Source organism: Cellulomonas wangsupingiae (genome assembly GCF_024508275.1).
Classification (GTDB): Bacteria; Actinomycetota; Actinomycetes; order Actinomycetales; family Cellulomonadaceae; genus Cellulomonas; species Cellulomonas wangsupingiae.
The window spans coordinates 2,933,362-2,953,430 of sequence record NZ_CP101989.1 but is presented as its reverse complement, the minus strand read 5'-3'; the positions used below and the strand labels follow the sequence as shown (position 1 = coordinate 2,953,430).

Sequence of the window (20,069 nt, the reverse complement as noted above, 5' to 3'; positions counted from 1 at the left end):
CGGTGCGCCGCGTGATCGTCGGCGTGGGCATCGACGTCGTCGACGTCGCGCGCTTCGTGGCGACGATCGAGCGCGTACCCGCGCTGCGCACGCGCCTGTTCACGCCCGACGAGCGGGACCTGCCCGACGCGTCGCTCGCCGCGCGGTTCGCCGCCAAGGAGGCGATCGCCAAGGCGCTGGGTGCCCCGGCCGGCATGAGCTGGCAGGACGCGACGGTCCGGCGCGCGGTCGGTGCCCAGCCGGTCGTCGAGGTCGTCGGGACGGTCCGCGCGCGTGCGGACGAGCTCGGCGTGTCCCGGTTCCACCTGTCGATCTCGCACGACGCGGGCATCGCGTCGGCCGTCGTCGTCGCCGAGCGCGACGCCTGACCGCCGGCGTCGGACTGGATCGCCCTCTCACGCCTGGGGGGTGGGGTGGGCTGGATTGCTCTCTCACGCCTGAGGGGCGGGGGGACTGGATTGCTCTCTCACGCCTGGGGTGGGGGGACTGGATTGCTCTCTCACCCTGGGGTGAGAGAGCAATCCAGTCGGGTCAGCGGAGCCGGGGCGCGACCTCGCGCGCGAAGAGCTCGATGCCCGAGCGGTCGTACGCCGCCTCGGCGAAGTAGCAGATCGCGTACGTCATGCCCAGGTCCTGCAGGGCGCGCAGCTTCTCGACGATCTGGTCGGGGGTGCCGACGAGCGGGCCGCGACGGAACTCCTCGGCGACACCGGGCGCCTTGTCCGGCACCGTGTTCGCGTAGTGCTCCTCGACCCACGCGATGCGGTCGTCGACCTCGGCCTGCGTCGCACCGATGACCACGTTGTAGTTGGACGACCGCGTGATCTCCTCGAACGGGCGGCCGATCGCCTCGCAGTGGCCGCGCAGGATCTCCGACTTGTGCGCGAAGCCCTCAAGGCTGCCGTCGAAGTTGGTGTACTGCGCGTGCTCCGCGGCGATGCGCAGCGTCTTCTTCTCGCCACCGCCCGCGATCCACAGCGGCGGGCCGTCGACCTGCAGCGGGAGCGGCGAGAGCTGCGCGCCCTCGACCTGGTAGTGCTCGCCGTGCAGGGTCGCGGTGCCGTTGGTCCACATCTGCTTGAAGATCTGGACGCCCTCGTCGAGCATCGCGATGCGCTCGCCGGCGCGCGGGAAGCCGTAGCCGTACGCACGCCACTCGTGCTCGTACCAGCCGGCGCCGATGCCCATCTCGACGCGGCCGCCCGAGATGACGTCGGCCGTCGTGGCGACCTTCGCGAGGTAGGCGGGGTTGCGGTACGCCATGCACGTGCACATCTGGCCGAGGCGCACGCGTGACGTGGACGCCGCGAACGCGTTGATGAGGCTCCAGGCCTCGTGCGTGGCCTCGCCGTTGGGCTCGGGCACCGCGTGGAAGTGGTCGTAGACCCAGATGGACTCGAAGACGTCGCCGTCGTCGGCCCACCGGGCCAGGCCGTGCATGACCTTCCAGTGGTCGCGGGGCTCGATGCCCGTGAGGTCCTGCCGCCAGCCCTGGGGGATGAAGAGTCCGAAGCGCATGTGACGCACGCTACCCGGGCGCACGGGGCGCGGCCTCGTCGGGGCGCGGAGGCCGCGCCGTGGACGCGCGCTCCTCGCCGTGCGGGTGCGTCGAGGGCGCGCCCGTGCGCGCACCGGGGCGCGGGGAGGCAGGATGAGCGGGTGCTGCACTCGTGGGACGCCGCCGCCGTGCGAGCCGCCGAGCAACCGCTGCTCGCGGCCGGGGTGCCGCTGATGGGACGCGCCGCCTTCGCGCTCGCGACCCACGTGGCGCGCGTGCTGCGCGACGCCCGCGGCCGGGTCGGGGGGTCGCGGGTGGCTCTGCTGGTCGGTTCCGGCAACAACGGGGGTGACACCCTGCACGCCGGCGCGCTGCTCGCGCGCCGCGGGGTGCAGGTCACCGCCGTGCTCACCGCCGCACGGACCCACGCCGGCGGTCTCGAGGCGCTGCGCGCCGCACACGGACGCGTCGTGACGGCGCTCGACGACGCGGCGGCCGAGGCCCTGGCGGGCGACCTGGCGCGCGCGGACGTCGTGCTCGACGGGCTCCTGGGCATCGGCGGTCGCGGAGGCGTGCGCGGACCGGGGGCGCGGCTCGTCGCGCAGCTGGCGGCGCTCGACGCGGGCGCGCGTCCTCTGGTCGTCGCGGTCGACGTGCCGTCGGGCGTCGGGGTCGACGACGGCACGCGGACGGGCGACGTGCTGGACGCCGACCTCACCGTGACGTTCGGCGCGTGCAAGCCCGCGCTCCTGCTGCCGCCCGCGGCGGCCGCGGCCGGCCGTGTCGAGGTCGTCGACCTGGGCCTGCACCTCACGGGCCGGCCGGCGGTCGTCCGGCTGGCGGCCGCGGACGTCGCCGGCCTGTGGCCAGTGCCGGGACGCGACGCGCACAAGTACGTGCGCGGGGTCCTCGGCGTCGTCGCCGGCTCCGCCCGCTACCCCGGCGCCGCGGTGCTGCAGGTGTCCGGGGCGATCGGCGCCGGTGTCGGCATGGTGCGCTACCAGGGGGCGGCCGGGCCGCAGGTGCTCGCCGCGCACCCCGAGGTCGTCGTGGGGGAGGGGCGCGTGCAGGCCTGGGTGCTCGGGTCGGGCGTCGCGCCGGACGACGACGAGCAGCGCGCGCGGGCACGCGACGCGCTGGAGCACGCCCTCGCGCACGGCGAGCCCGCGGTCGTCGACGCCGGAGCGCTCGACCTGCTGCCGGACAGGGTCCCCCCGCACGTCGTGCTCACGCCGCACGCGGGCGAGCTCGCGGCCCTGCTGCGCGACCGGGGCGCCGACGTCACCCGCGCCGACGTCGAGGCCGCCCCGTGGGCCCACGCACGTCGCGCGCACGAGCTGACGGGCGCGACCGTGCTGCTCAAGGGCGGGACCACGGTGGTCGTGGGACCGCACGGTGCGTCGTACGCGCAGGCCGACGGCCCGCCGTGGCTGGCGACGGCGGGGGCCGGGGACGTCCTCGGCGGGGTCCTCGGCGCGCTGCTGGCCGGCAGGGCGTCGCAGGCGGCCGCCGAGCCGACGCTGCCGGCCGCGCTCGCGGCGGCCGCGGCGCTCGTGCACGGCCGCGCCGCGCACCACGCCAACCCGGGGGGACCGGTCTCGGCCGGTGGCGTGGCCGCCGCGCTGCCCGGTGCCGTCGCAGGGCTGCTGCGGGCATGACCGACCGCCCGTCCGCCCGCGGATCGTCGTCCGCGCCCGCCGCGCCCGCCGCGCCCGCCGCGCTCCCCGACCCGCCGCTCGCCCCGGCGCTGACCCGCCGCGTGCGTGCGCTGCTGGCGGGCGGCGGGCGGCGCGTGCTCGGCATCACCGGCCCGCCCGGCGCGGGCAAGTCGACGCTCGCCGCGCAGCTGGCCGCGACGTTCGGCGACGCGTGCGTCGTGGTGCCGATGGACGGGTTCCACCTGGCGCAGACCGAGCTGGAGCGGCTCGGCCGGGCGGACCGCAAGGGTGCGCCGGACACGTTCGACGCCGACGGCTACGTCGCGCTGCTGCGACGCCTGCGCGAGCCGCGCCCCGGGCACGTCGTGTACGCCCCCGAGTACCGCCGTGACCTGCGCAACGGCGTCGCGGGCGCGATCGCGGTGCCCGCGGACGTGCCCCTCGTCGTCACGGAGGGCAACTACCTGCTGCTCGACGCCCACGGCTTCGCGCCCGTCGCCGAGCTGCTCGACGAGTCCTGGTTCACGGCACCCCGGGAGGACCTGCGGCTCGCGCGTCTCGTCGCGCGCCACGAGCGGTTCGGCAAGCCGCCCGCCGCGGCGCTCGCGTGGTCCACCGGCCCGGACGCCGCCAACGCCCGGCTGGTCGCCCCGACGGCCGCGCGCGCGGACGTCGTGGTGGGCCCGGACCTGCTCGGCTGACCCGCCGCGCGGCGGGCCATCACCGGACGCGACGCGGCGGTGAGACACTTGCGGGCGTGAACGACTTCCCGGCACGTGCGGTCGTCGACCTGGGGGCGGTGCGCGGCAACGTCCGCGCGCTCGCGGCCCACGCACCCACCGCGCAGGTCATGGCCGTGGTGAAGGCCGACGCGTACGGGCACGGGCTGGTGCCCGCGGCGCTCGCGGCCGTCGAGGGCGGCGCCACCTGGCTGGGGACCGCGCAGATCCCCGAGGCCCTGCACCTGCGGCGCGTGGGCGTCACCGGCGTGCGGATCCTGGCGTGGCTCTACGCCCCGGGCGCACCGCTGCGCGAGGCCGTGGAGGCCGACCTCGACCTGTCCGTGGCGTCGCGCTGGGCCCTGCACGACGTCGTCGCCGCGGCACGGGAGGCGGGGCGCACCGCGCGCGTGCACCTCAAGGTCGACACCGGGCTGGGGCGCAACGGCCTGGTGCCCGCGGAGCTGCCCGACGTGCTCGCCGCCGCTCTGGCGGCCGAGGCGGAGGGCGTGCTGCGCGTCGTCGGGCTGTGGTCGCACCTCGCGTTCGCCGACGACCCCGGGCACCCCGTGGTCCGTCGGCAGGCCGCGGTCTTCGCGCAGTCCGTCGCCGCCGTCGAGGCGGCAGGTGCGCGGCTCGAGGTCCGCCACCTCGCCAACTCCGCCGCGACGCTCACGGCACCGGACCTGCACTGGGACCTCGTGCGTCCCGGCGTCGCGGTGTACGGCCTGTCGCCGGTCCCGCAGGTCGGTGGACCGGAGCGGTACGGCCTGGTGCCGGCGATGACGCTCGAGGCGCAGCTCGCCACGGTCAAGCCGGTGCCGGCCGGGTCCGGGGTCTCGTACGGCCACGAGTACGTGGTGCCGCACGACACGGTCCTGGGCGTCGTCCCGCTCGGGTACGCCGACGGCATCCCGCGGCACGCCTCCGGGACGGCCGACCGCTGGGGCGGTCCCCTGCAGGTCGGGGGGCGGCGCCTGGGGATCGCCGGGCGAGTGTGCATGGACCAGGTCGTGGTGGACCTCGGACCCGGGGCGGCCGAGGTCGCCGGCGACCGGGTCGTCCTGTGGGGCGACGGCCGCGACGGCGGGCCCACCGCGCAGGACTGGGCCGAGGCGGCGGGCACCATCTCCTACGAGATCGTCACGCGGCTGGGCGCGCGCGTGCCGCGCGACTACGTCGACACCGAGCGGGGCGACCTGTCCGTGACCGCCCTCACGACGGTCGTCGGAGGTGCCGCGTGACCGCGCAGGTGCGCCTGCCCGACGCCGACGCGACGCGGGCGTGGGGCCGGGCGCTGGCGGCGGTGCTGCGCGCCGGGGACCTGCTCGTGCTCACCGGTGACCTCGGCGCCGGCAAGACCACGCTCACGCAGGGGATCGGCGAGGGCCTCGGCGTGCGCGGGCAGGTCGCGTCGCCGACGTTCGTCATCGCGCGCGAGCACCCGTCGCTGCCCCGCCCCGACGGCACGCGTGGTCCCGCGCTCGTGCACGTCGACGCGTACCGCCTGGGCTCCCTGGACGAGGTCGAGGCGCTCGACCTCGACGCGGGGCTCGACGAGGCCGTCACGGTCGTGGAGTGGGGCGAGGGCTGGGTCGAGGGGCTCGCCGACGACCGCCTCGAGCTGCGCCTGGAGCGCCCGCACGGGGGCGTCGTGGACGACGTCGAGGACGCCGCCGCGGGGGAGCGGGTGCTCACGGTCCACGGGGTGGGGAAGCGCTGGGCGGGCGTCGAGCTGCCGACCACGTCCGCGACCGCGTCGCGCGTGCACGCGGACGACCACGAGGGGAGCGGGGCCTGATGCACCTGGGGATCGACACGTCGGGGGAGGTCGCCGCCGCGCTCGTGCTCGACGAGGTCCACGCCGAGTCGCTCGCCGACGACCAGCCGCGCCGGCACGCGGAGCTGCTCGCACCGCTGATCGCCGAGCTCTCCGAGCGGAAGGGGCGGCCGCTGCGGGACGTCGAGAGCATCGTCGTCGGGACCGGGCCCGCCCTGTTCACGGGGCTGCGTGTCGGCCTGGTGACGGCGCGCACGCTGGGTCTGGCCCTCGGCGTCCCCGTCCACGGGGTGTCGAGCCTGGACGCGCTGGCCGAGCGGGCGGCGCAGCTCGGGGCCGTGGACGACGGCACGCCGCTGCTCGTCGTGACCGACGCGCGCCGCCGCGAGGTCTACTGGGCTCGCTACGAGGTGCGCGACCGTGCGGCCGTGCCCGTCTCGGGCCCCGACGTGGCCGCGCCGGGCGACGTCCCGCGCGTGCCCGGCGAGATCGTCCTCGGTGCGGCGCGCGACCTGTACCCGGAGGTGTTCGGCGCGCCCGATCCGCGCGTGCCGTCGCACGACCCCGACCTGCGCAGCCCGAACCCCGTGCACCTCGTGCGGATCGCGCAGCGGCGCCTCGCGGCCGGCGAGGAGCTCCCCGCGGACCCGCTGTACCTGCGCCGCCCCGATGCCGTGCCGCCCTCCGGCGCCAAGCGGGTCCTGGCGTGAGTGCGGCCGCCGTCGACGTGCTGGTCCGGCCCCTCGTGGCGGCCGACCTCGCGGCGCTCGACCGCATGGAGCGCACGCTGTTCGGCGTCAGTGCGTGGTCGCGGCAGATGCTCGCCGACGAGCTCGTCGGGCCCGGCCGCACGTACGTCGGTGCCGAGCTGCCGGGCGGGTCGCTCGTGGGGTACGCCGGCCTGTGGTTCGACGGCCGCGACGCCCAGGTCATGACCGTCGCCACCGACCCCGGGCACCAGGGGCAGGGCATCGGGCGCCGGATGCTGACGACGCTGCTGGACCATGCACGCGCGGTCGGCGCGGAGTCGGTGCTGCTGGAGGTGCGGGTCGACAACGCGCCCGCGATCCACCTGTACGAGAGCCTGGGCTTCCGGCGGCTGGGGCGCCGCCGCGGGTACTACCAGCCGGAGAACGTCGACGCGTGGACCATGCAGCTGCCGCTGCCGCGTCCGGCCCGCACCGCGCAGGAGGCGCCGTGAGTGCGTCCGACGCCGCCCGCCGGGGCGTCCTGGTCGACGTGGACGAGCTGGCGCGGCTGCTGGCGGACGACGAGCCGCCCGTCCTGCTCGACGTGCGGTGGGCGCTGGGGCGCACCGACGGCCACGAGCGGTACCTCGCGGCGCACCTGCCGGGCGGCGTGTACGTCGACCTCGACACCGAGCTGGCGGGGCCGCCGTCCCCGGGGGCCGGGCGTCACCCCCTGCCCGACGTGGCGGACCTGGAGAGGGCCGCCCGCCGCTGGGGCGTGCGCGACGGTGCGGCGGTCGTCGTCTACGACGACGCGGGCGGCACGTCGGCCGCGCGCGCGTGGTGGCTGCTGCGCTGGGCGGGCGTGCGCGACGTGCGGATCCTCGACGGCGGGCTGCCGGCGTGGACCGCGGCGGGGTACGGCGTCGAGCCGGGCGAGGTGACGCCCGAGCCGGGGGACGTCGTGCTCGTGCCCGGGGCGCTGGAGACGGTCGACGCGGACGGGGCGGCCGCGATCGCCGCGGACGGCCTGCTGCTCGACGCGCGCGCGGCCGAGCGGTACGCCGGCCTGGTCGAGCCGGTCGACCCGCGCGCGGGTCACGTGCCCGGTGCGGTGAGCGCGCCGACGTCGGCGAACCTCGCACCCGACGGCCGCTTCCTGGACGCCGACGCGCTGGCCGCGCGCCTGGCGGGGCTCGGCGTGCCGGTGTCCGGCGGCGGCGTCCGTGTGGGGGTGTACTGCGGGTCCGGGGTCACGGCCGCGCACGAGGTGGCCGCGCTCGCGTCGGTGGGGGTCGACGCCGCGCTGTACCCGGGATCGTGGTCCCAGTGGTCGAACGACCCGGACCGCCCTGTCGCGACCGGCTGAGCGGGACCGCACCGCCGTCTCACGCGGTCAGACGACGCGCGCGACCTGGTCCCACGCGAGCCGCGGTGCGCGCGGCCGGTCGGTGCCCTCGCCGTCGGGCCACCCGACGTTGAGGACCGCCAGCGTGCGCCACGACGTGCCGGCGAAGAACTCGCCGTCGACGCCGTCGGCGTCCATGCCCGTCATGGGCCCGACGCCCAGGCCGGCGGCGCGCAGGCCGACGACGAGGTAGCCGGTCTGCAGCCACGCGTTGTCGCGGGCCATGCGGGCGCGCACCTCGGGAACGCCCGCCAGGCCGTCCCCGGAGGTCGGGGCGTGCGGCGTCAGCGTGGGCAGGTGCAGGTGGAAGTCGGTGTCGGCGGCGACGACGAGCGTGACGGGCGCGGCCAGGACGCGCGCGCGGTTGAACTCGCTCATGTGCGCGGCGAGGCGCTCGCGGGCGTCGCTGCTGCGCACGACGAGCATGCGCAGGGGGACGGTGTTCATCGCGGTCGGGCCCCAGCGCACCGTGTCGTGGACGTCGCGCAGCAGCTCGTCGGGCACCGGGGTGTCCAGGAAGCGGCCCGTGGTGCGGGCGTCACGGAACAGCAGGTCGAGGGTGCGCTCGTCGGCGCGCGGCGCCGGGGTCGCGTGGAGGAGCTCGCTGGTGGTCACGCCGTCGTCAACGTCGTTGCGTTCGCATCGATACCCCCGGGCAACCGTGAGACGCGTCACGGTGCGGGTGCCGCCTATCCTGGACGCCGTGAGCGCACCCCTCGTCCTCGGGATCGAGACCTCCTGCGACGAGACCGGCGTCGGTCTGGTGCGCGGGTACGACCTGCTCGTCGACGCCGTCGCCAGCTCGGTCGACGAGCACGCGCGGTTCGGCGGGATCATCCCCGAGATCGCGTCGCGGGCCCACCTCGAGGCGATGGTGCCCACCATCGAGCGTGCGCTCGCCACGGCGCAGGTGACGCTCGACCAGGTCGACGCGGTCGCCGTCACCGCCGGCCCCGGGCTCGTGGGCCCGCTGACCATCGGCGCCGCCGCCGCCAAGGCGCTCGCGCTCGGACTCGGCAAGCCGCTCTACGGCGTCAACCACGTCATCGGGCACGCGGTGGTCGACGAGCTCGTCGACGGGCCGTTCCCCGAGCGTGTCATGGCGCTCGTGGTGTCCGGCGGGCACTCGTCGCTGCTGATGATCGACGACACCGTGAACGTCACCGAGCTCGGCTCGACGCTCGACGACGCGGCGGGGGAGGCGTTCGACAAGGTCGGTCGGCTGCTCGGCCTGCCCTACCCCGGTGGCCCGCACATCGACCGGCTCGCGCGCGCGGGAGACCCCACGGCGATCCGGTTCCCGCGCGGGCTGACGGCGCCCAAGGACCAGGCGAAGCACGCGACCGACTTCTCGTTCTCCGGGCTGAAGACCGCGGTGGCGCGGTGGGTGGAGGCGCGGCAGGACGCCGGCGAGCCGGTCCCGCTCGAGGACGTCGCCGCGTCGTTCGCCGCCGCGGTCGCCGACGTGCTCACCGCCAAGACGATCGCGGCGTGCCGGCGCGAGGGTGTCTCGACGCTCGTCGTCGGCGGCGGCTTCTCCGCCAACTCCCAGCTGCGCGACATGGCGGCGGCACGCTGCGCGGAGGCCGGCATCGACCTGCGGATCCCGCCGATCCGCTACTGCACGGACAACGGCGCGATGATCGCGGCGCTCGGGTCGGCGGTCGTGCGGCGCGGCCTGCCGCCGTCGCCGCTGGACCTGCCGGTGGACTCGACGATGCCGCTGACCCAGGTCCTCGTCTGACCCACCCCGGCGGGGGTGTCACGGCCGGGGCGTCGCCCACAGCCGCCAGATGCGGGCGCCGAGGGCGAACGCGATCGACCCGAGACCCAGGGCGACGGCCAGCGGCTGCCACGCCGTCGCGAACTCGACGCCCATCGCGTCGTCGGTGCTCTCCACCGTGACCGGGGCCCACAGCCACGTGAGCTCCACGGTGCCGCCGCCCATGGCAGCGACCGCCTGCGTGGCCCCCACGGCCCACGCGCAGGCCAGGTACACGGGGAACGCGGCCCCGACCAGGAAGGCCAGCACGGCGCCGTCCGTCCAGCGCGGGCGCGGCCGGTCCAGCTGGGCGAAGTACGCCGCCGCGAGGCGGGAGGGCCGACCGAGGTCGCGCAGCGCCGCCGCCATGCCGACGCGCGACGCCTCGTCGAGCGCGGACGCGCGCAGGTCCCGGCGGATCTCGCGAGCGGCACGCCGCGGGTAGTCGTCCATCGCCTGCGCGAGGCGCCACAGCCACACCTCGAGCCGGAGCCGGTCGGCACGCCCGAGGTGCCGGGCGGGCTGCGGGGCGGGTGCCCCCGGCAGGTCGGCGGTCAGGGTCATGGCGTCCTCCTGGGGTGGTCGGTGCGGGGTGGGACGTACGGGTGGACGTCGGGCGGGGGAACGGCGTCGAGGACGCCCTCGACGGTGGCCACGAGCGCGTCCCAGGCCGCGCGCCGCTCGTCCAGGGCGGCCACGCCCGGTGCGCTCAGGCGGTAGTACTTGCGCGCGGGACCGGACGACGACGGGACGAGCCGCGACGTCACGAGCCCGTCGTGCTCGAGCCGGCTGAGGACCGGGTAGAGCGTCCCCGTCGACAGGTCGTCCAGGCCGGCTTCGCGCAGCGCCGTGACGAGCTCGTAGCCGTACGTCTCGTCGTGCGCCAGCGCGGCGAGGACGAGCATCGGCAGCACGCCCTTGAGCAGCTGGGGGTCGCGGGGTCGGTGCACTGCTGAACAGTAACGCCGGGTAGCAGGCTATGCAAGATAGCCGACGGTGCGGCCCCGCGGCTCAGCGTGTGTGGCCCCCCTCGTCGCGGGTCAAGTCCACCGCGCCCCGTGCCGACTGCGTCGGGGTGAGCGACGTGCACACCGCACTGCTGGTCGTGGTCGGCGCGGGGCTGCTGTGGCTGTTCGTGCGTGACCTCGGGCCGCTCGGGCGGTGGCGGCTGCGCCGCCGCATGATCCGGAGGCTCGACCCCCGGCTGTCGCCGCAGGACCGGGCCGCCGCCGTGCGCCACGTGCACGAGATCGTCCCGGTCGCGCGGGCGCCGCGCGGGTTCGCGGCCCTCCCGCGCGGCGCGGACCCCGCCGTGCCCACCGTGCCGATCCGCGTCGCGCCGCTCGGCGACGGGCGGCCCGGTGAGGCGTTCCTGGCGCCGGGGCCCAACGACCCGCGCGCCGGGGCACTGGGAGAGGACGGCAGCCGGACGGACGTCGTCGTCGGGCTGGGTCCCGGTCGCGCGCTCCTCGTCGCGTGCAACGGCCGCGTCGGTGCGGTCACGCGCGGTGAGCTGATGCCCGCCGCGCCCGACCGCCCGGTCGTGGTGCGCGCGATCGGCGGTGACCGGACGCGCCACGTCGGTGAGGTGGAGCACGCGCAGACGGCCGCCGGGCCGGCGTGGCGTGCCACGTTCGTCGTGGGGAACGGCCGCATCACGGACACGCACGTCGACCACGACGGTTGGGCGTTCGCCATCGGGGTGATGCGTCGCGACGGGGAGACGGACCTCGACGTCGACCGTCTCGTCGACGCCGTCCTGGCGAGCTGGCAGTGGCTGCCGGACGACCCCGCGGCCGCCCCGTGTCCCGCCGCGCCGGACCTGCCCGACGACCCGTGCGACGCGACCCTGCCGGTCGCCGTCGGTGGACCCGAGGGCTCGACGGTCGCCACGTGCCTGCTGCCCGCGGCACCGACCGCCGTCGACGTGCCGGCGGTCGACGGCACCTGGACCCACCTGTACGTGCGGCTCACCCGCGCTGCGGCGCTGGTCGTCACGTCGGCGCCGCTGGCCGGCGGGCGCGACGCCCGTACCGCTCTGGAGTCCCCGCACGTGCACCCCTACGGGCCGTCGGTGCTCCCGGTGGGACCCGTCACGGCGCGTACGACACCCGCGGGCGAGGTGCTCGCCCGCACCTTCGCGGTCGGGGACGGCGTGCGGCGCACGGAGCTGCGGCTCGACCGCGACGGCCGCACCTGGGCGTGGTCGCTGACGCGCACGACGCCGGAGCCGGCACCGCTGCACGCCCTCGACGCGCTCCTGGCGTCCTGGCGGTGGGTCTGAGGCTCAGAGCGGGCGGCCGGCCGCGAGCTCGGCGACCAGGGACCGCACGACGGGCTCGAGCTCGCCCGCGTGCCGTCGGGCCACCGCCCGCTGCCGCTGGTACGACGCACCCCGCCGCAGGATGACGCGCACCTGCTCCAGCTCCGCCGCGCACCCCAGGCGCTCGGCGACGGGCGCCAGCTCGACCAGCCAGCGGCCGATCGAGTCGGTGACGAGCTCCTCGTCCCCGTCGGCGTTCGTGATGACGATCGCGTCCATGCCGTACCGCGCCGAGCGCCACTTGTTCTCCTGCGCGAACCACGGCGGCAGGGTGGGCAGCGGTTCGCCGGCGTCGATCATCGACGAGAAGTGCTCGACCAGGCAGTGGGTCAGCGCGCTGATCGCCGTGACCTCGAGCAGGTTCGCGGCGCCGTCGGCGATGCGCATCTCGAGGGTCCCGAACCGCGGCGACGGCCGGATGTCCCACCGCACCTCGTTGACCTCGTCGATGACGCCGGTGTGCCTCATGTCGCCCACGTACTGCTCGAGCTGCTCCCACCGCTCGAACTGCGGCGGCAGCCCGGCGGTGGGCAGCTGCTGGAAGAGCAGGGCCCGGTTCGACGCGTAGCCGGTGTCCTGGCCGCCCCAGAACGGCGACGAGGCCGACAGCGACTGGATGTGCGGGAACACCGTGAGCATCGCGCGGCTCAGCGGCAGGACCTTGGCGCGGTCCTCGATGCCGACGTGCACGTGGACGCCGTAGATGAGCATCTGCCGGCCCCACCACTGGGTCCGGTCGATGAGGGTGGTGTAGCGCTGCTTGTCGGTGACGCGCTGCGTGGCCCAGTTGGCGAACGGGTGGGTGCCCGCGCCCATCAGCTCGATCCGCAGGGGCCGGGCGGCGGCCGCGACCTCGTCGAGCGCGCGCTGCAGGTCGGCACCGGCCTCGCCGACCGTCCGGCACTTGCCCGAGGACACCTCGACCGTGTTGAGCAGCAGCTCGGAGGTGATGTGGGGGTGGTCCCGCCCGTCCGGGGGCTGCACGGCCGCGAAGATCGCCTGCGCCGCCTGCCGCAGGTCACCGGAGTCCTGGTCGACCAGCGCGACCTCCCACTCGATCCCGACGGTCGAGCGCTCGGAGTGCGCGAACGGCAGGGCGACGGGCGCGGCCATCAGATCGGCTCCACGACGAGCACACGCTGCTGGCCGGCGACGCGCGTGAGCACGACCGTGCCCTCGGCTCCGCCCCTCAGGTCCAGCTGGCGGCGCAGCGTCTCGGGGACCACCGCGGTGCCGCGCTTCTTGATCGTCAGCCGGCCGACGCCCCGCTCCCGCAGGTACGTGCGCAGCCGCTTGAGCCCGAACGGCAGCTCGTCGAGGACCCGGTACGCGGTCGCGTACGGGTACCAGGCGGTGCGGTCGGCGAGGGCGTCGGACGTCACGTAGGCGATCGTCGGGTCCACCAGCCGTCCGCGCACGCGGTGCGCGACGGTGCCGACCAGGCCGGCGCGGATGACGGCGCCGTCGGGCTCGTACAGGTAGCCGCCGACCGGCCCGACCGGGGGCGCGTCGTCGACGCCGTCGGGGTGGGCGCGCAGCGTGTGCGCGGCACCGTCGCGCAGCACGAGCGCGGAGCGTCCCGGGCCGTCGGGCGCCAGGGGGCCGAACCACAGCCCGAGCTCGACGACCTCGCCGTCCGCGGAGACCCACTGCGCGTCGGCGTCGACCGGCAGGTCGCGGTGCGCGAGGCCGGGGCCCAGCTTCAGGCCCAGCGCGGGGACGGTGTCGCGCACGGCGAGCACCTCGTCCAGCGGCGGGGAGTACGCCCGGGGGTCGAAGACGCGCCGGCCCGTGCCGGTGCGGCGCGCGGGGTCCGCGTACACGCCGTCGACGCCCTCGGCGACGAGGTCGAGCGCGAGGCCGTCGCCCATGCGGATCTCGACCTCGGGGAAGGCGCGCAGGTTGACGGTCGCGAGCGCGGCCGTCGTCTCGTCGACGTCGGTGGCCAGCACCCGCAGGCCCACGCCGGCGAGCGCGAGGGCGTCGGCGCCCAGGCCGCACGTCAGGTCCGCCACGTAGGTGCAGCCCGCATCGAGGTACCGCCGGGCGTGGTGCGCCGCGACCTCCAGGCGGGTGGCCTGCTCCAGCCCTGCGACGGTGAAGAGCATCCCGTCGGCGAAGTCGCCGAGCTTGCCGCGGGCCTTGGCGCGCAGCCGCGACTGCGTCAGCGCGGCGGCGACGAGGGAGGGGTCCAGGCCCTCCTTCTGCAGCCGCTCCGCGATCGGCAGCGCGAGCCGCTCGTCGTACGGCGGCAGCGCCTGCAGCAGCGCCCACCCGTCGGGTCGCAGGAGCTTGACCAGGCCGGCGTCGTCCACGTGCCCAGCCTCCCACGTCGCGCCGCGGCTGGTCACGGCGCTCCGGCCGCGCGGGCGGGTCACGAGCCCGGAAAACGGGTGGATGCTGGCACTCGGGTTGACCGAGTGCTAACGCCTTCCTAGAGTGAGGATCTGGCACTCTCCCCGTGAGGGTGCCAACCGTGCCCGTGGCCCCGGCTCCCGCGACGACGGCGGCGACGGTGCGGCGCAGACACTCACCTGAACTACTCACATGCGAAGGGGAGGTCCGCTGTGTCGGTCTCCATCAAGCCCCTCGAGGACCGCATCGTCGTCAAGACCCTTGAGGCCGAGACGACGACTGCTTCGGGTCTCGTCATCCCCGACAGCGCCAAGGAGAAGCCCCAGGAGGGCGAGGTCCTGGCGGTGGGCCCCGGTCGGATCGACGACAAGGGCAACCGCGTGCCGCTCGACGTGGCCGTCGGCGACAAGGTCATCTACTCCAAGTACGGCGGCACCGAGGTCAAGTACGCCGGTGAGGACTACCTGATCCTCTCGGCGCGCGACATCCTCGCGATCGTCGGCTGACGACAGATCTGCTGACCGGGACGCGTCCCGGGCACGACGAAGGCCCCCTCCCTCGGGAGGGGGCCTTCGTCGTGCACCCAGGTCGGTGGTCGGCTCAGGCGGTGACGCGACGCCCTGCGCGGTCGGCGAGCACGGCGGCCCGCTCCTCCTCGGACAGGCCGCCCCACACGCCGTACGGCTCGCGCACGGCGAGCGACTGCTCGCGGCACTCGTTCAGCACCGGGCACGTGGCGCAGATCGCCTTGGCGGCCTCCGCACGACGACGACGGGCCGAGCCGCGCTCGCCCTCGGGGTGGAAGAAGAGGTCCTGGTCGGCGTCGCGGCACGCGCCGTCGAACTGCCACTCCCACAGGTCCATCACCGGTCCGGGCAGACGCGAGATCTCGGCCATGTGTTCCTCCTGGGCTGCGTCGTGAACGTCCAGCGGCACCGCCGGGACGAAAGTCGTCGTCGACACCGTGGTTCTCGTGGCGACGTGCCGCAACGCTACAACCGCGCCACAAGTTGTTCAAGACCCTCTTTCTGACGCGATCGTGCGGCGCGGTTCGCTGGCGCGATCTGGACGGAGGTGCAGGACGTCCGTCCGGGCGCTCAGGGCGTGTACGGGCCCCCGGCGGGCGATCGCGCCACCGGCTGGCACAATCGCGTCATGGCGCCCGCAGCAGACGAGACCTCGGTGGGTCCCGGCGACGCGGAGCGCACCGGGCCGGCCGCCGAGGCGGACCGCGCTCCGGAGCCGCCCGGCGCGGGCAGCCCGGCGCTGACGGTCGCGGCGGTCGCGCGCCGCCTCGGCGTCGCCCCGGCCACGCTGCGCACCTGGGACCGGCGCTACGGGCTGGGGCCGTCCGAGCACTCCGCCGGCGCGCACCGGCGCTACAGCACGCACGACCTCGAGCGGCTCCTGGTGATGCGGCGGCTGACCATCGACGGTGTCGCCCCGGCGGAGGCGGCGCGGCTCGCGCTCTCGTCCGACGTGCGTGACGCCGTCGTGCCCCCGACCACCCCGGCCAGCGACGACCTCACCGGCCGCCTGCCCGCGACGACGGTGCCCAGCGCGCGCACGGACGGGGGCGCGAGGGGGTCCGCGACGTCCGGCCGGGCCGACGGGGGAGCGGGCGCGACCGTCGCGCTGGTCGACGCCGCGCTCACCGGCCGGGCCGATCGCTGCGCCGCGCTCCTCGACGTCGCCGCCGGCCAGGACCTCGCGCGGTGGTGGACGGGACTCGTGCAGCCGGCCCTCGCGGCCCTCGCGCGCCGCACCGTCGTCGAGCGGCCGGGCGTCGACGCGCGCGAGACCTTGCTCGGTGCCGTGCTCGCGGCCCTGCGTGCCCACACCGCGACGCCGCCGCCCTCCGGCGCCCCGGTCGTCCTGCTGCTGCCCGTCCCGGGCGAGCCGCGGCCGGTGCTCGCGCACGTGCTCGCGGCCGCGCTGGTCGACGGCGGCGTCGACGCGCGCCTCGTCGCCGGACCCGTGTCGACCCGGCACGCGGGCGAGCTCGCCCTGATGACCCGGGCGCGGGCCGTCGTGACCCTGTCGGAGTCGCCGACGCCGGACCTGTCCGTGGTCGCCCGGCTCGCGCAGGAGCGCAGCGACCTCCCGCAGTTCGTCATGGTGGCCGAAGCGGCCGAGGGGCGTGTCCCGCTGGACCGCTCGGTCCACCGCGCGCGCACCCTGCCGGGCCTGCTCCACGAGGCGCTGGCCGCGGTCGTCCAGTCGTCGCCGCTGTGACGTTGTCTCATTCGTCCACGACCGGATGACCCGAACGCGTGATCGCATAGCACGCGAGCGCCCGTAACTGTGAGGAAACGGCGCGTTCGATTATCGACGGTACGTCCCGGGGGCTAACGTGACGCACCGGTAACGCCGATGCAGGCATGGACCCGTGCACGCGTGTGGTATCGGGATCGGCGCGAGGAGGAACCCCATGGCTGGAGTCGTGGTCTGCCACGGCTCGGCGACCGTTCGCGAGCGGCTCGTCGTGACATCGATCGGCGTGCCGTCGTTGGCGCCCGTCCGGGCTGCCGCGACCGCGGACGAGCTGCTCGCGCTCGCGCGCCGCATCGCTCCCACGGTCGTCCTGCTCGACGCGCACCTGCCCGGTGCTGGCCCGGCCGAGGCGATCCGGCGGCTGCGTGCCGTCGCGCCCTCGGCGGCGGTCGTCCTGCTCGCCGGCCCTGAGGACGGGGAGGCGCTCGACCGCGCGCTCGCCCTGGGCGCCCGCGGTTTCCTCGCGCCCGACGTCGGCCGCGCCGAGCTCGCCGCCGTCGCCGCCCACGTGCAGGCCAGCCCGGTCTCGTCCGCGCCGGCCGGGGCGCAGGCGGTGCCCCACCCGGCGTCGCCGTTGCAGGAGGCGCACGCCCAGCGCGCCGACGCCGGCCTCACGACGCGCCCGGCTGATTCCACGCCCGTGCTGACCAAGCGCGAGATCGAGGTCCTCATCGGCATGAGCCACGGTCGCTCCAACGCGCAGATCGGCCAGGAGCTGTTCCTGTCCGAGGACACGGTCAAGACGCACGCGCGCCGGCTGTTCCGCAAGCTCGGGGCGTCGGACCGCGCGCAGGCCGTGGCCATCGGGCTGCGACGCGGCATCATCGACTGACGCGACCACGCAGGGGCGTCCGCCAGCCGGGACCGCCCACCCGGACGCACCGTCGCGCCACGTATCCTGAGGCGATGACGGCGCCCGAGTCTCCCACGACCGCCCCTGCGGACCCGTTCGCCCGGGTCGGACTCACCTACGACGACGTCCTGCTGCTCCCCGGCGAGACGGACGTCATCCCCTCCGAGGTGGACACGAGCTCGCGCCTGACGCGCGAGATCTCGGTCCGCGTGCCGCTGGTCTCGGCGGCGATGGACACCGTGACCGAGTCGCGGATGGCCGTCGCCATGGCGCGCCAGGGCGGCGTGGGCATCCTGCACCGCAACCTGTCGATCGCCGACCAGGCGCACCAGGTCGACCTGGTCAAGCGCTCCGAGTCCGGCATGGTGTCCGACCCGGTGACGGTCGGGCCCGACGCGACGCTCGCCGAGCTCGACGCGCTGTGCGGCACGTACCGGGTGTCGGGCCTGCCCGTCGTCGACGGCGACGGCCGGCTCGTCGGCATCATCACCAACCGCGACCTGCGCTTCGTCCCGCCGGGCGAGTTCGCCACGCGCCGGGTGCGCGACGAGATGACGTCGATGCCCCTGGTCACGGCCCCCGTGGGGATCGCCCGCGCCGACGCCGCCGCGCTGCTCGCCAAGCACAAGGTCGAGAAGCTCCCGCTGGTGGACGACCACGGCAAGCTCGCCGGCCTGATCACGGTCAAGGACTTCGTCAAGTCCGAGCAGTACCCGCACGCCACGAAGGACGGCGAGGGGCGCCTCGTCGTCGGCGCCGCGATCGGGTTCTTCGGCGACGCCTGGGAGCGCGCCGCCGCGCTCGTGGAGGCGGCGGTCGACGTGCTCGTCGTCGACACGGCCAACGGTCACGCCCGGCTGATGCTCGACATGGTGCGCCGGCTGAAGTCCGACCCGGCGACGCGCCACGTGCAGGTCATCGGCGGCAACGTCGCGACCCGTGCCGGCGCCCAGGCGCTCGTCGAGGCCGGCGTCGACGCCGTGAAGGTCGGCGTCGGCCCCGGCTCGATCTGCACGACGCGGGTCGTGGCCGGCGTGGGCGTGCCGCAGGTGACGGCCATCCACGACGCCGCGCAGGTGTGCAGGCCGGCCGGCGTACCCGTCATCGGCGACGGCGGCCTGCAGTACTCCGGCGACATCGCCAAGGCCCTGGTCGCGGGGGCGGACACCGTGATGCTCGGCTCCCTCCTGGCGGGCTGCGACGAGTCGCCCGGCGACCTCGTGTTCGTCAACGGCAAGCAGTACAAGCACTACCGCGGCATGGGGTCGCTCGGTGCGATGGCGTCGCGCGGGCGGGTGTCGTACTCCAAGGACCGGTACTTCCAGGCCGACGTGACGACCGACGAGAAGATCGTGCCCGAGGGGATCGAGGGGCAGGTGCCGTACCGCGGGCCGCTGTCGGCCGTCGCGCACCAGCTCGTCGGCGGGCTGCACCAGTCCATGTTCTACGTCGGTGCGCACACGATCGCCGAGCTGCAGCAGCGTGGGCAGTTCATCCGGATCACCCCGGCAGGGCTCAAGGAGTCGCACCCGCACGACATCCAGATGACGGTCGAGGCCCCGAACTACACGGGTCGCTGAGCCGCACGGGGCCACCCGCGGGCGCCGGTAGGCTCGTGGGGTGACCAGCGACATCGAGATCGGACGCGGCAAGCGGGGACGCAGGGCGTACTCCTTCGACGACATCGCGGTGGTGCCCTCGCGGCGCACCCGCGACCCGGAGGAGGTCTCGGTCGGCTGGCAGATCGACGCCTACCACTTCGACCTGCCGATCCTCGCCGCTCCCATGGACTCCGTGGTGAGCCCGGCGACCGCCGTCGCGCTCGGGCAGGCCGGGGGTGTGGGCGTCCTCGACCTCGAAGGGCTGTGGACGCGGTACGAGGACCCGACGCCCCTGCTGGAGGAGATCGCGTCCCTCGACGCCGCCCGCGCGACGGCCCGCATGCAGGAGATCTACGCGGCGCCCATCCAGCCCGAGCTGATCCGCGCGCGCCTGCAGGAGATCCGCGACGCCGGAGTGGTGGTGGCCGGCGCGCTGAGCCCCCAGCGGACGCAGGAGCACTGGCGGACCGTCGTCGACGCGGGGGTCGACCTGTTCCTCATCCGCGGCACCACGGTGTCCGCCGAGCACGTGTCCGGGCGTGCGGAGCCGCTCAACCTCAAGCGGTTCATCTACGAGCTCGACGTCCCGGTGATCGTCGGCGGCGCGTCCACGTACACCGCCGCGCTGCACCTCATGCGCACCGGTGCCGCGGGCGTGCTCGTCGGCTTCGGCGGGGGAGCGGCCCACACGACGCGGGTGTCGCTGGGCATCCACGCGCCCATGGCCACGGCCGTGGCCGACGTCGCCGCGGCCCGCCGCGACTACCTCGACGAGTCCGGTGGCCGCTACGTCCACGTCATCGCCGACGGCGGCGTGGGGCGCTCCGGCGACCTCGTCAAGGCCGTCGCCTGCGGCGCCGACGCGGTCATGCTCGGCGCCGCGCTGGCGCGCGCGAGCGACGCGCCCGGCCGCGGCTTCCACTGGGGCCCCGAGGCGCACCACCCGCAGCTGCCGCGCGGCGAGCGCGTCGAGGTGGGCACGGTCGGCACGCTGGACCAGATCCTGTTCGGCCCCGGGCGGACCGCCGACGGCACCCTCAACCTCGTCGGTGCGCTGCGGCGGGCCATGGCGACCACGGGGTACTCGGACCTCAAGGAGTTCCAGCGCATCGAGGTCGTCGTCTCGCCGTACCAGCCGTTCTGACGGGT

22 protein-coding genes are annotated in these 20,069 nt (G+C 75.7%); 15 read left to right on the top strand and 7 right to left on the bottom strand.

Features of this window, described 5'->3' with window-relative positions:
* Positions 1-11 precede the first annotated feature (11 nt).
* Positions 12-368, top strand: coding sequence for a holo-ACP synthase (locus NP075_RS13590; protein WP_227565713.1), 357 nt, complete (start codon positions 12-14; stop codon positions 366-368).
* 163 nt (positions 369-531) lie between these two features.
* On the opposite strand, the gene NP075_RS13585 is transcribed toward NP075_RS13590, so the two are convergent.
* Positions 532-1,518 (bottom strand): LLM class F420-dependent oxidoreductase, encoded by a 987-nt coding sequence (locus NP075_RS13585; RefSeq protein WP_227565712.1) that lies wholly within the window; start codon positions 1,516-1,518, stop codon positions 532-534.
* A 141-nt stretch (positions 1,519-1,659) separates the two neighbouring features.
* Between NP075_RS13585 and NP075_RS13580 the strand changes: the two genes are divergently transcribed.
* From NP075_RS13580 to NP075_RS13550, 7 genes are read left to right on the top strand one after another with little or no spacing between them, the layout of a single operon-like run.
* A complete protein-coding gene (locus NP075_RS13580) occupies positions 1,660-3,156 on the top strand; it encodes an NAD(P)H-hydrate epimerase (RefSeq protein WP_227565711.1) in 1,497 nt (498 codons plus the stop codon).
* Entirely contained in the window at positions 3,153-3,857 is a 705-nt protein-coding gene (locus NP075_RS13575) for a nucleoside/nucleotide kinase family protein (protein ID WP_227565710.1), read from the top strand. The genes NP075_RS13580 and NP075_RS13575 overlap by 4 nt, the downstream gene beginning before the upstream one ends.
* A 56-nt stretch (positions 3,858-3,913) precedes the next feature.
* Positions 3,914-5,119 carry an alanine racemase gene (gene alr / locus NP075_RS13570; protein WP_227565709.1) on the top strand — a complete coding sequence of 402 codons (1,206 nt, stop codon included), beginning with the start codon at positions 3,914-3,916 and terminating at the stop codon, positions 5,117-5,119.
* Positions 5,116-5,676, top strand: coding sequence for a tRNA (adenosine(37)-N6)-threonylcarbamoyltransferase complex ATPase subunit type 1 TsaE (gene tsaE, locus NP075_RS13565; protein WP_227565708.1), 561 nt, complete (start codon positions 5,116-5,118; stop codon positions 5,674-5,676). The genes alr and tsaE overlap by 4 nt, the downstream gene beginning before the upstream one ends.
* Positions 5,676-6,365: a tRNA (adenosine(37)-N6)-threonylcarbamoyltransferase complex dimerization subunit type 1 TsaB gene (gene tsaB, locus NP075_RS13560; RefSeq protein WP_227565707.1), complete on the top strand. Its 690-nt coding sequence runs from the start codon at positions 5,676-5,678 to the stop codon at positions 6,363-6,365. The genes tsaE and tsaB overlap by 1 nt, the downstream gene beginning before the upstream one ends.
* A complete protein-coding gene (gene rimI, locus NP075_RS13555) occupies positions 6,362-6,856 on the top strand; it encodes a ribosomal protein S18-alanine N-acetyltransferase (protein WP_227565706.1) in 495 nt (164 codons plus the stop codon). Before tsaB ends, rimI begins: the two co-directional genes overlap by 4 nt.
* Entirely contained in the window at positions 6,853-7,713 is an 861-nt protein-coding gene (locus NP075_RS13550) for a sulfurtransferase (RefSeq protein WP_372456739.1), read from the top strand. The genes rimI and NP075_RS13550 overlap by 4 nt, the downstream gene beginning before the upstream one ends.
* A gap of 27 nt (positions 7,714-7,740) precedes the next feature.
* Here NP075_RS13550 and NP075_RS13545 read toward each other — a convergent pair whose 3' ends face one another.
* Positions 7,741-8,367, bottom strand: a complete 627-nt coding sequence (locus NP075_RS13545) for a malonic semialdehyde reductase (RefSeq protein WP_227565705.1) — start codon at positions 8,365-8,367, stop codon at positions 7,741-7,743.
* Positions 8,368-8,455: 88 nt separating this feature from the next.
* On the opposite strand from NP075_RS13545, the gene tsaD reads away from it, so the two are divergent.
* Positions 8,456-9,496: a tRNA (adenosine(37)-N6)-threonylcarbamoyltransferase complex transferase subunit TsaD gene (gene tsaD, locus NP075_RS13540; RefSeq protein WP_227565704.1), complete on the top strand. Its 1,041-nt coding sequence runs from the start codon at positions 8,456-8,458 to the stop codon at positions 9,494-9,496.
* Positions 9,497-9,514: 18 nt separating this feature from the next.
* Here the strand turns inward: tsaD and NP075_RS13535 are convergent, their stop codons facing one another.
* On the bottom strand, positions 9,515-10,078 hold the full coding sequence (locus tag NP075_RS13535; protein ID WP_227565703.1) for a hypothetical protein: 564 nt from the start codon (positions 10,076-10,078) through the stop codon (positions 9,515-9,517).
* Entirely contained in the window at positions 10,075-10,464 is a 390-nt protein-coding gene (locus tag NP075_RS13530; RefSeq protein ID WP_227565702.1) for a PadR family transcriptional regulator, read from the bottom strand. Before NP075_RS13530 ends, NP075_RS13535 begins: the two co-directional genes overlap by 4 nt.
* A gap of 134 nt (positions 10,465-10,598) precedes the next feature.
* Between NP075_RS13530 and NP075_RS13525 the strand changes: the two genes are divergently transcribed.
* Positions 10,599-11,798 carry a hypothetical protein gene (locus NP075_RS13525; RefSeq protein WP_227565701.1) on the top strand — a complete coding sequence of 400 codons (1,200 nt, stop codon included), beginning with the start codon at positions 10,599-10,601 and terminating at the stop codon, positions 11,796-11,798.
* 3 nt (positions 11,799-11,801) lie between these two features.
* On the opposite strand, the gene NP075_RS13520 is transcribed toward NP075_RS13525, so the two are convergent.
* A complete protein-coding gene (locus tag NP075_RS13520) occupies positions 11,802-12,950 on the bottom strand; it encodes a glutamate--cysteine ligase (protein ID WP_227565700.1) in 1,149 nt (382 codons plus the stop codon).
* Positions 12,950-14,152 (bottom strand): class I SAM-dependent methyltransferase, encoded by a 1,203-nt coding sequence (locus NP075_RS13515; protein WP_227565699.1) that lies wholly within the window; start codon positions 14,150-14,152, stop codon positions 12,950-12,952. The genes NP075_RS13520 and NP075_RS13515 overlap by 1 nt, the downstream gene beginning before the upstream one ends.
* A gap of 252 nt (positions 14,153-14,404) precedes the next feature.
* Here NP075_RS13515 and groES point away from each other — a divergent pair, with 252 nt between their 5' ends.
* A complete protein-coding gene (gene groES, locus NP075_RS13510) occupies positions 14,405-14,698 on the top strand; it encodes a co-chaperone GroES (RefSeq protein ID WP_046528945.1) in 294 nt (97 codons plus the stop codon).
* 94 nt (positions 14,699-14,792) lie between these two features.
* Here the strand turns inward: groES and NP075_RS13505 are convergent, their stop codons facing one another.
* A complete protein-coding gene (locus NP075_RS13505; RefSeq protein WP_227565698.1) occupies positions 14,793-15,089 on the bottom strand; it encodes a WhiB family transcriptional regulator in 297 nt (98 codons plus the stop codon).
* Positions 15,090-15,347: 258 nt separating this feature from the next.
* Here NP075_RS13505 and NP075_RS13500 point away from each other — a divergent pair, with 258 nt between their 5' ends.
* From NP075_RS13500 to NP075_RS13485, 4 genes are all read left to right on the top strand, one after another.
* Complete coding sequence (locus tag NP075_RS13500) at positions 15,348-16,427, top strand: MerR family transcriptional regulator (RefSeq protein ID WP_227565697.1); 1,080 nt, start codon at positions 15,348-15,350, stop codon at positions 16,425-16,427.
* Positions 16,428-16,623: 196 nt separating this feature from the next.
* Entirely contained in the window at positions 16,624-17,298 is a 675-nt protein-coding gene (locus NP075_RS13495; RefSeq protein ID WP_227565696.1) for a response regulator transcription factor, read from the top strand.
* A 74-nt stretch (positions 17,299-17,372) separates the two neighbouring features.
* Positions 17,373-18,899 carry an IMP dehydrogenase gene (gene guaB / locus NP075_RS13490; protein ID WP_227565695.1) on the top strand — a complete coding sequence of 509 codons (1,527 nt, stop codon included), beginning with the start codon at positions 17,373-17,375 and terminating at the stop codon, positions 18,897-18,899.
* A gap of 40 nt (positions 18,900-18,939) precedes the next feature.
* Positions 18,940-20,064 carry a GuaB3 family IMP dehydrogenase-related protein gene (locus NP075_RS13485; RefSeq protein ID WP_227565694.1) on the top strand — a complete coding sequence of 375 codons (1,125 nt, stop codon included), beginning with the start codon at positions 18,940-18,942 and terminating at the stop codon, positions 20,062-20,064.
* The last annotated feature ends 5 nt before the right edge of the window (positions 20,065-20,069 follow it).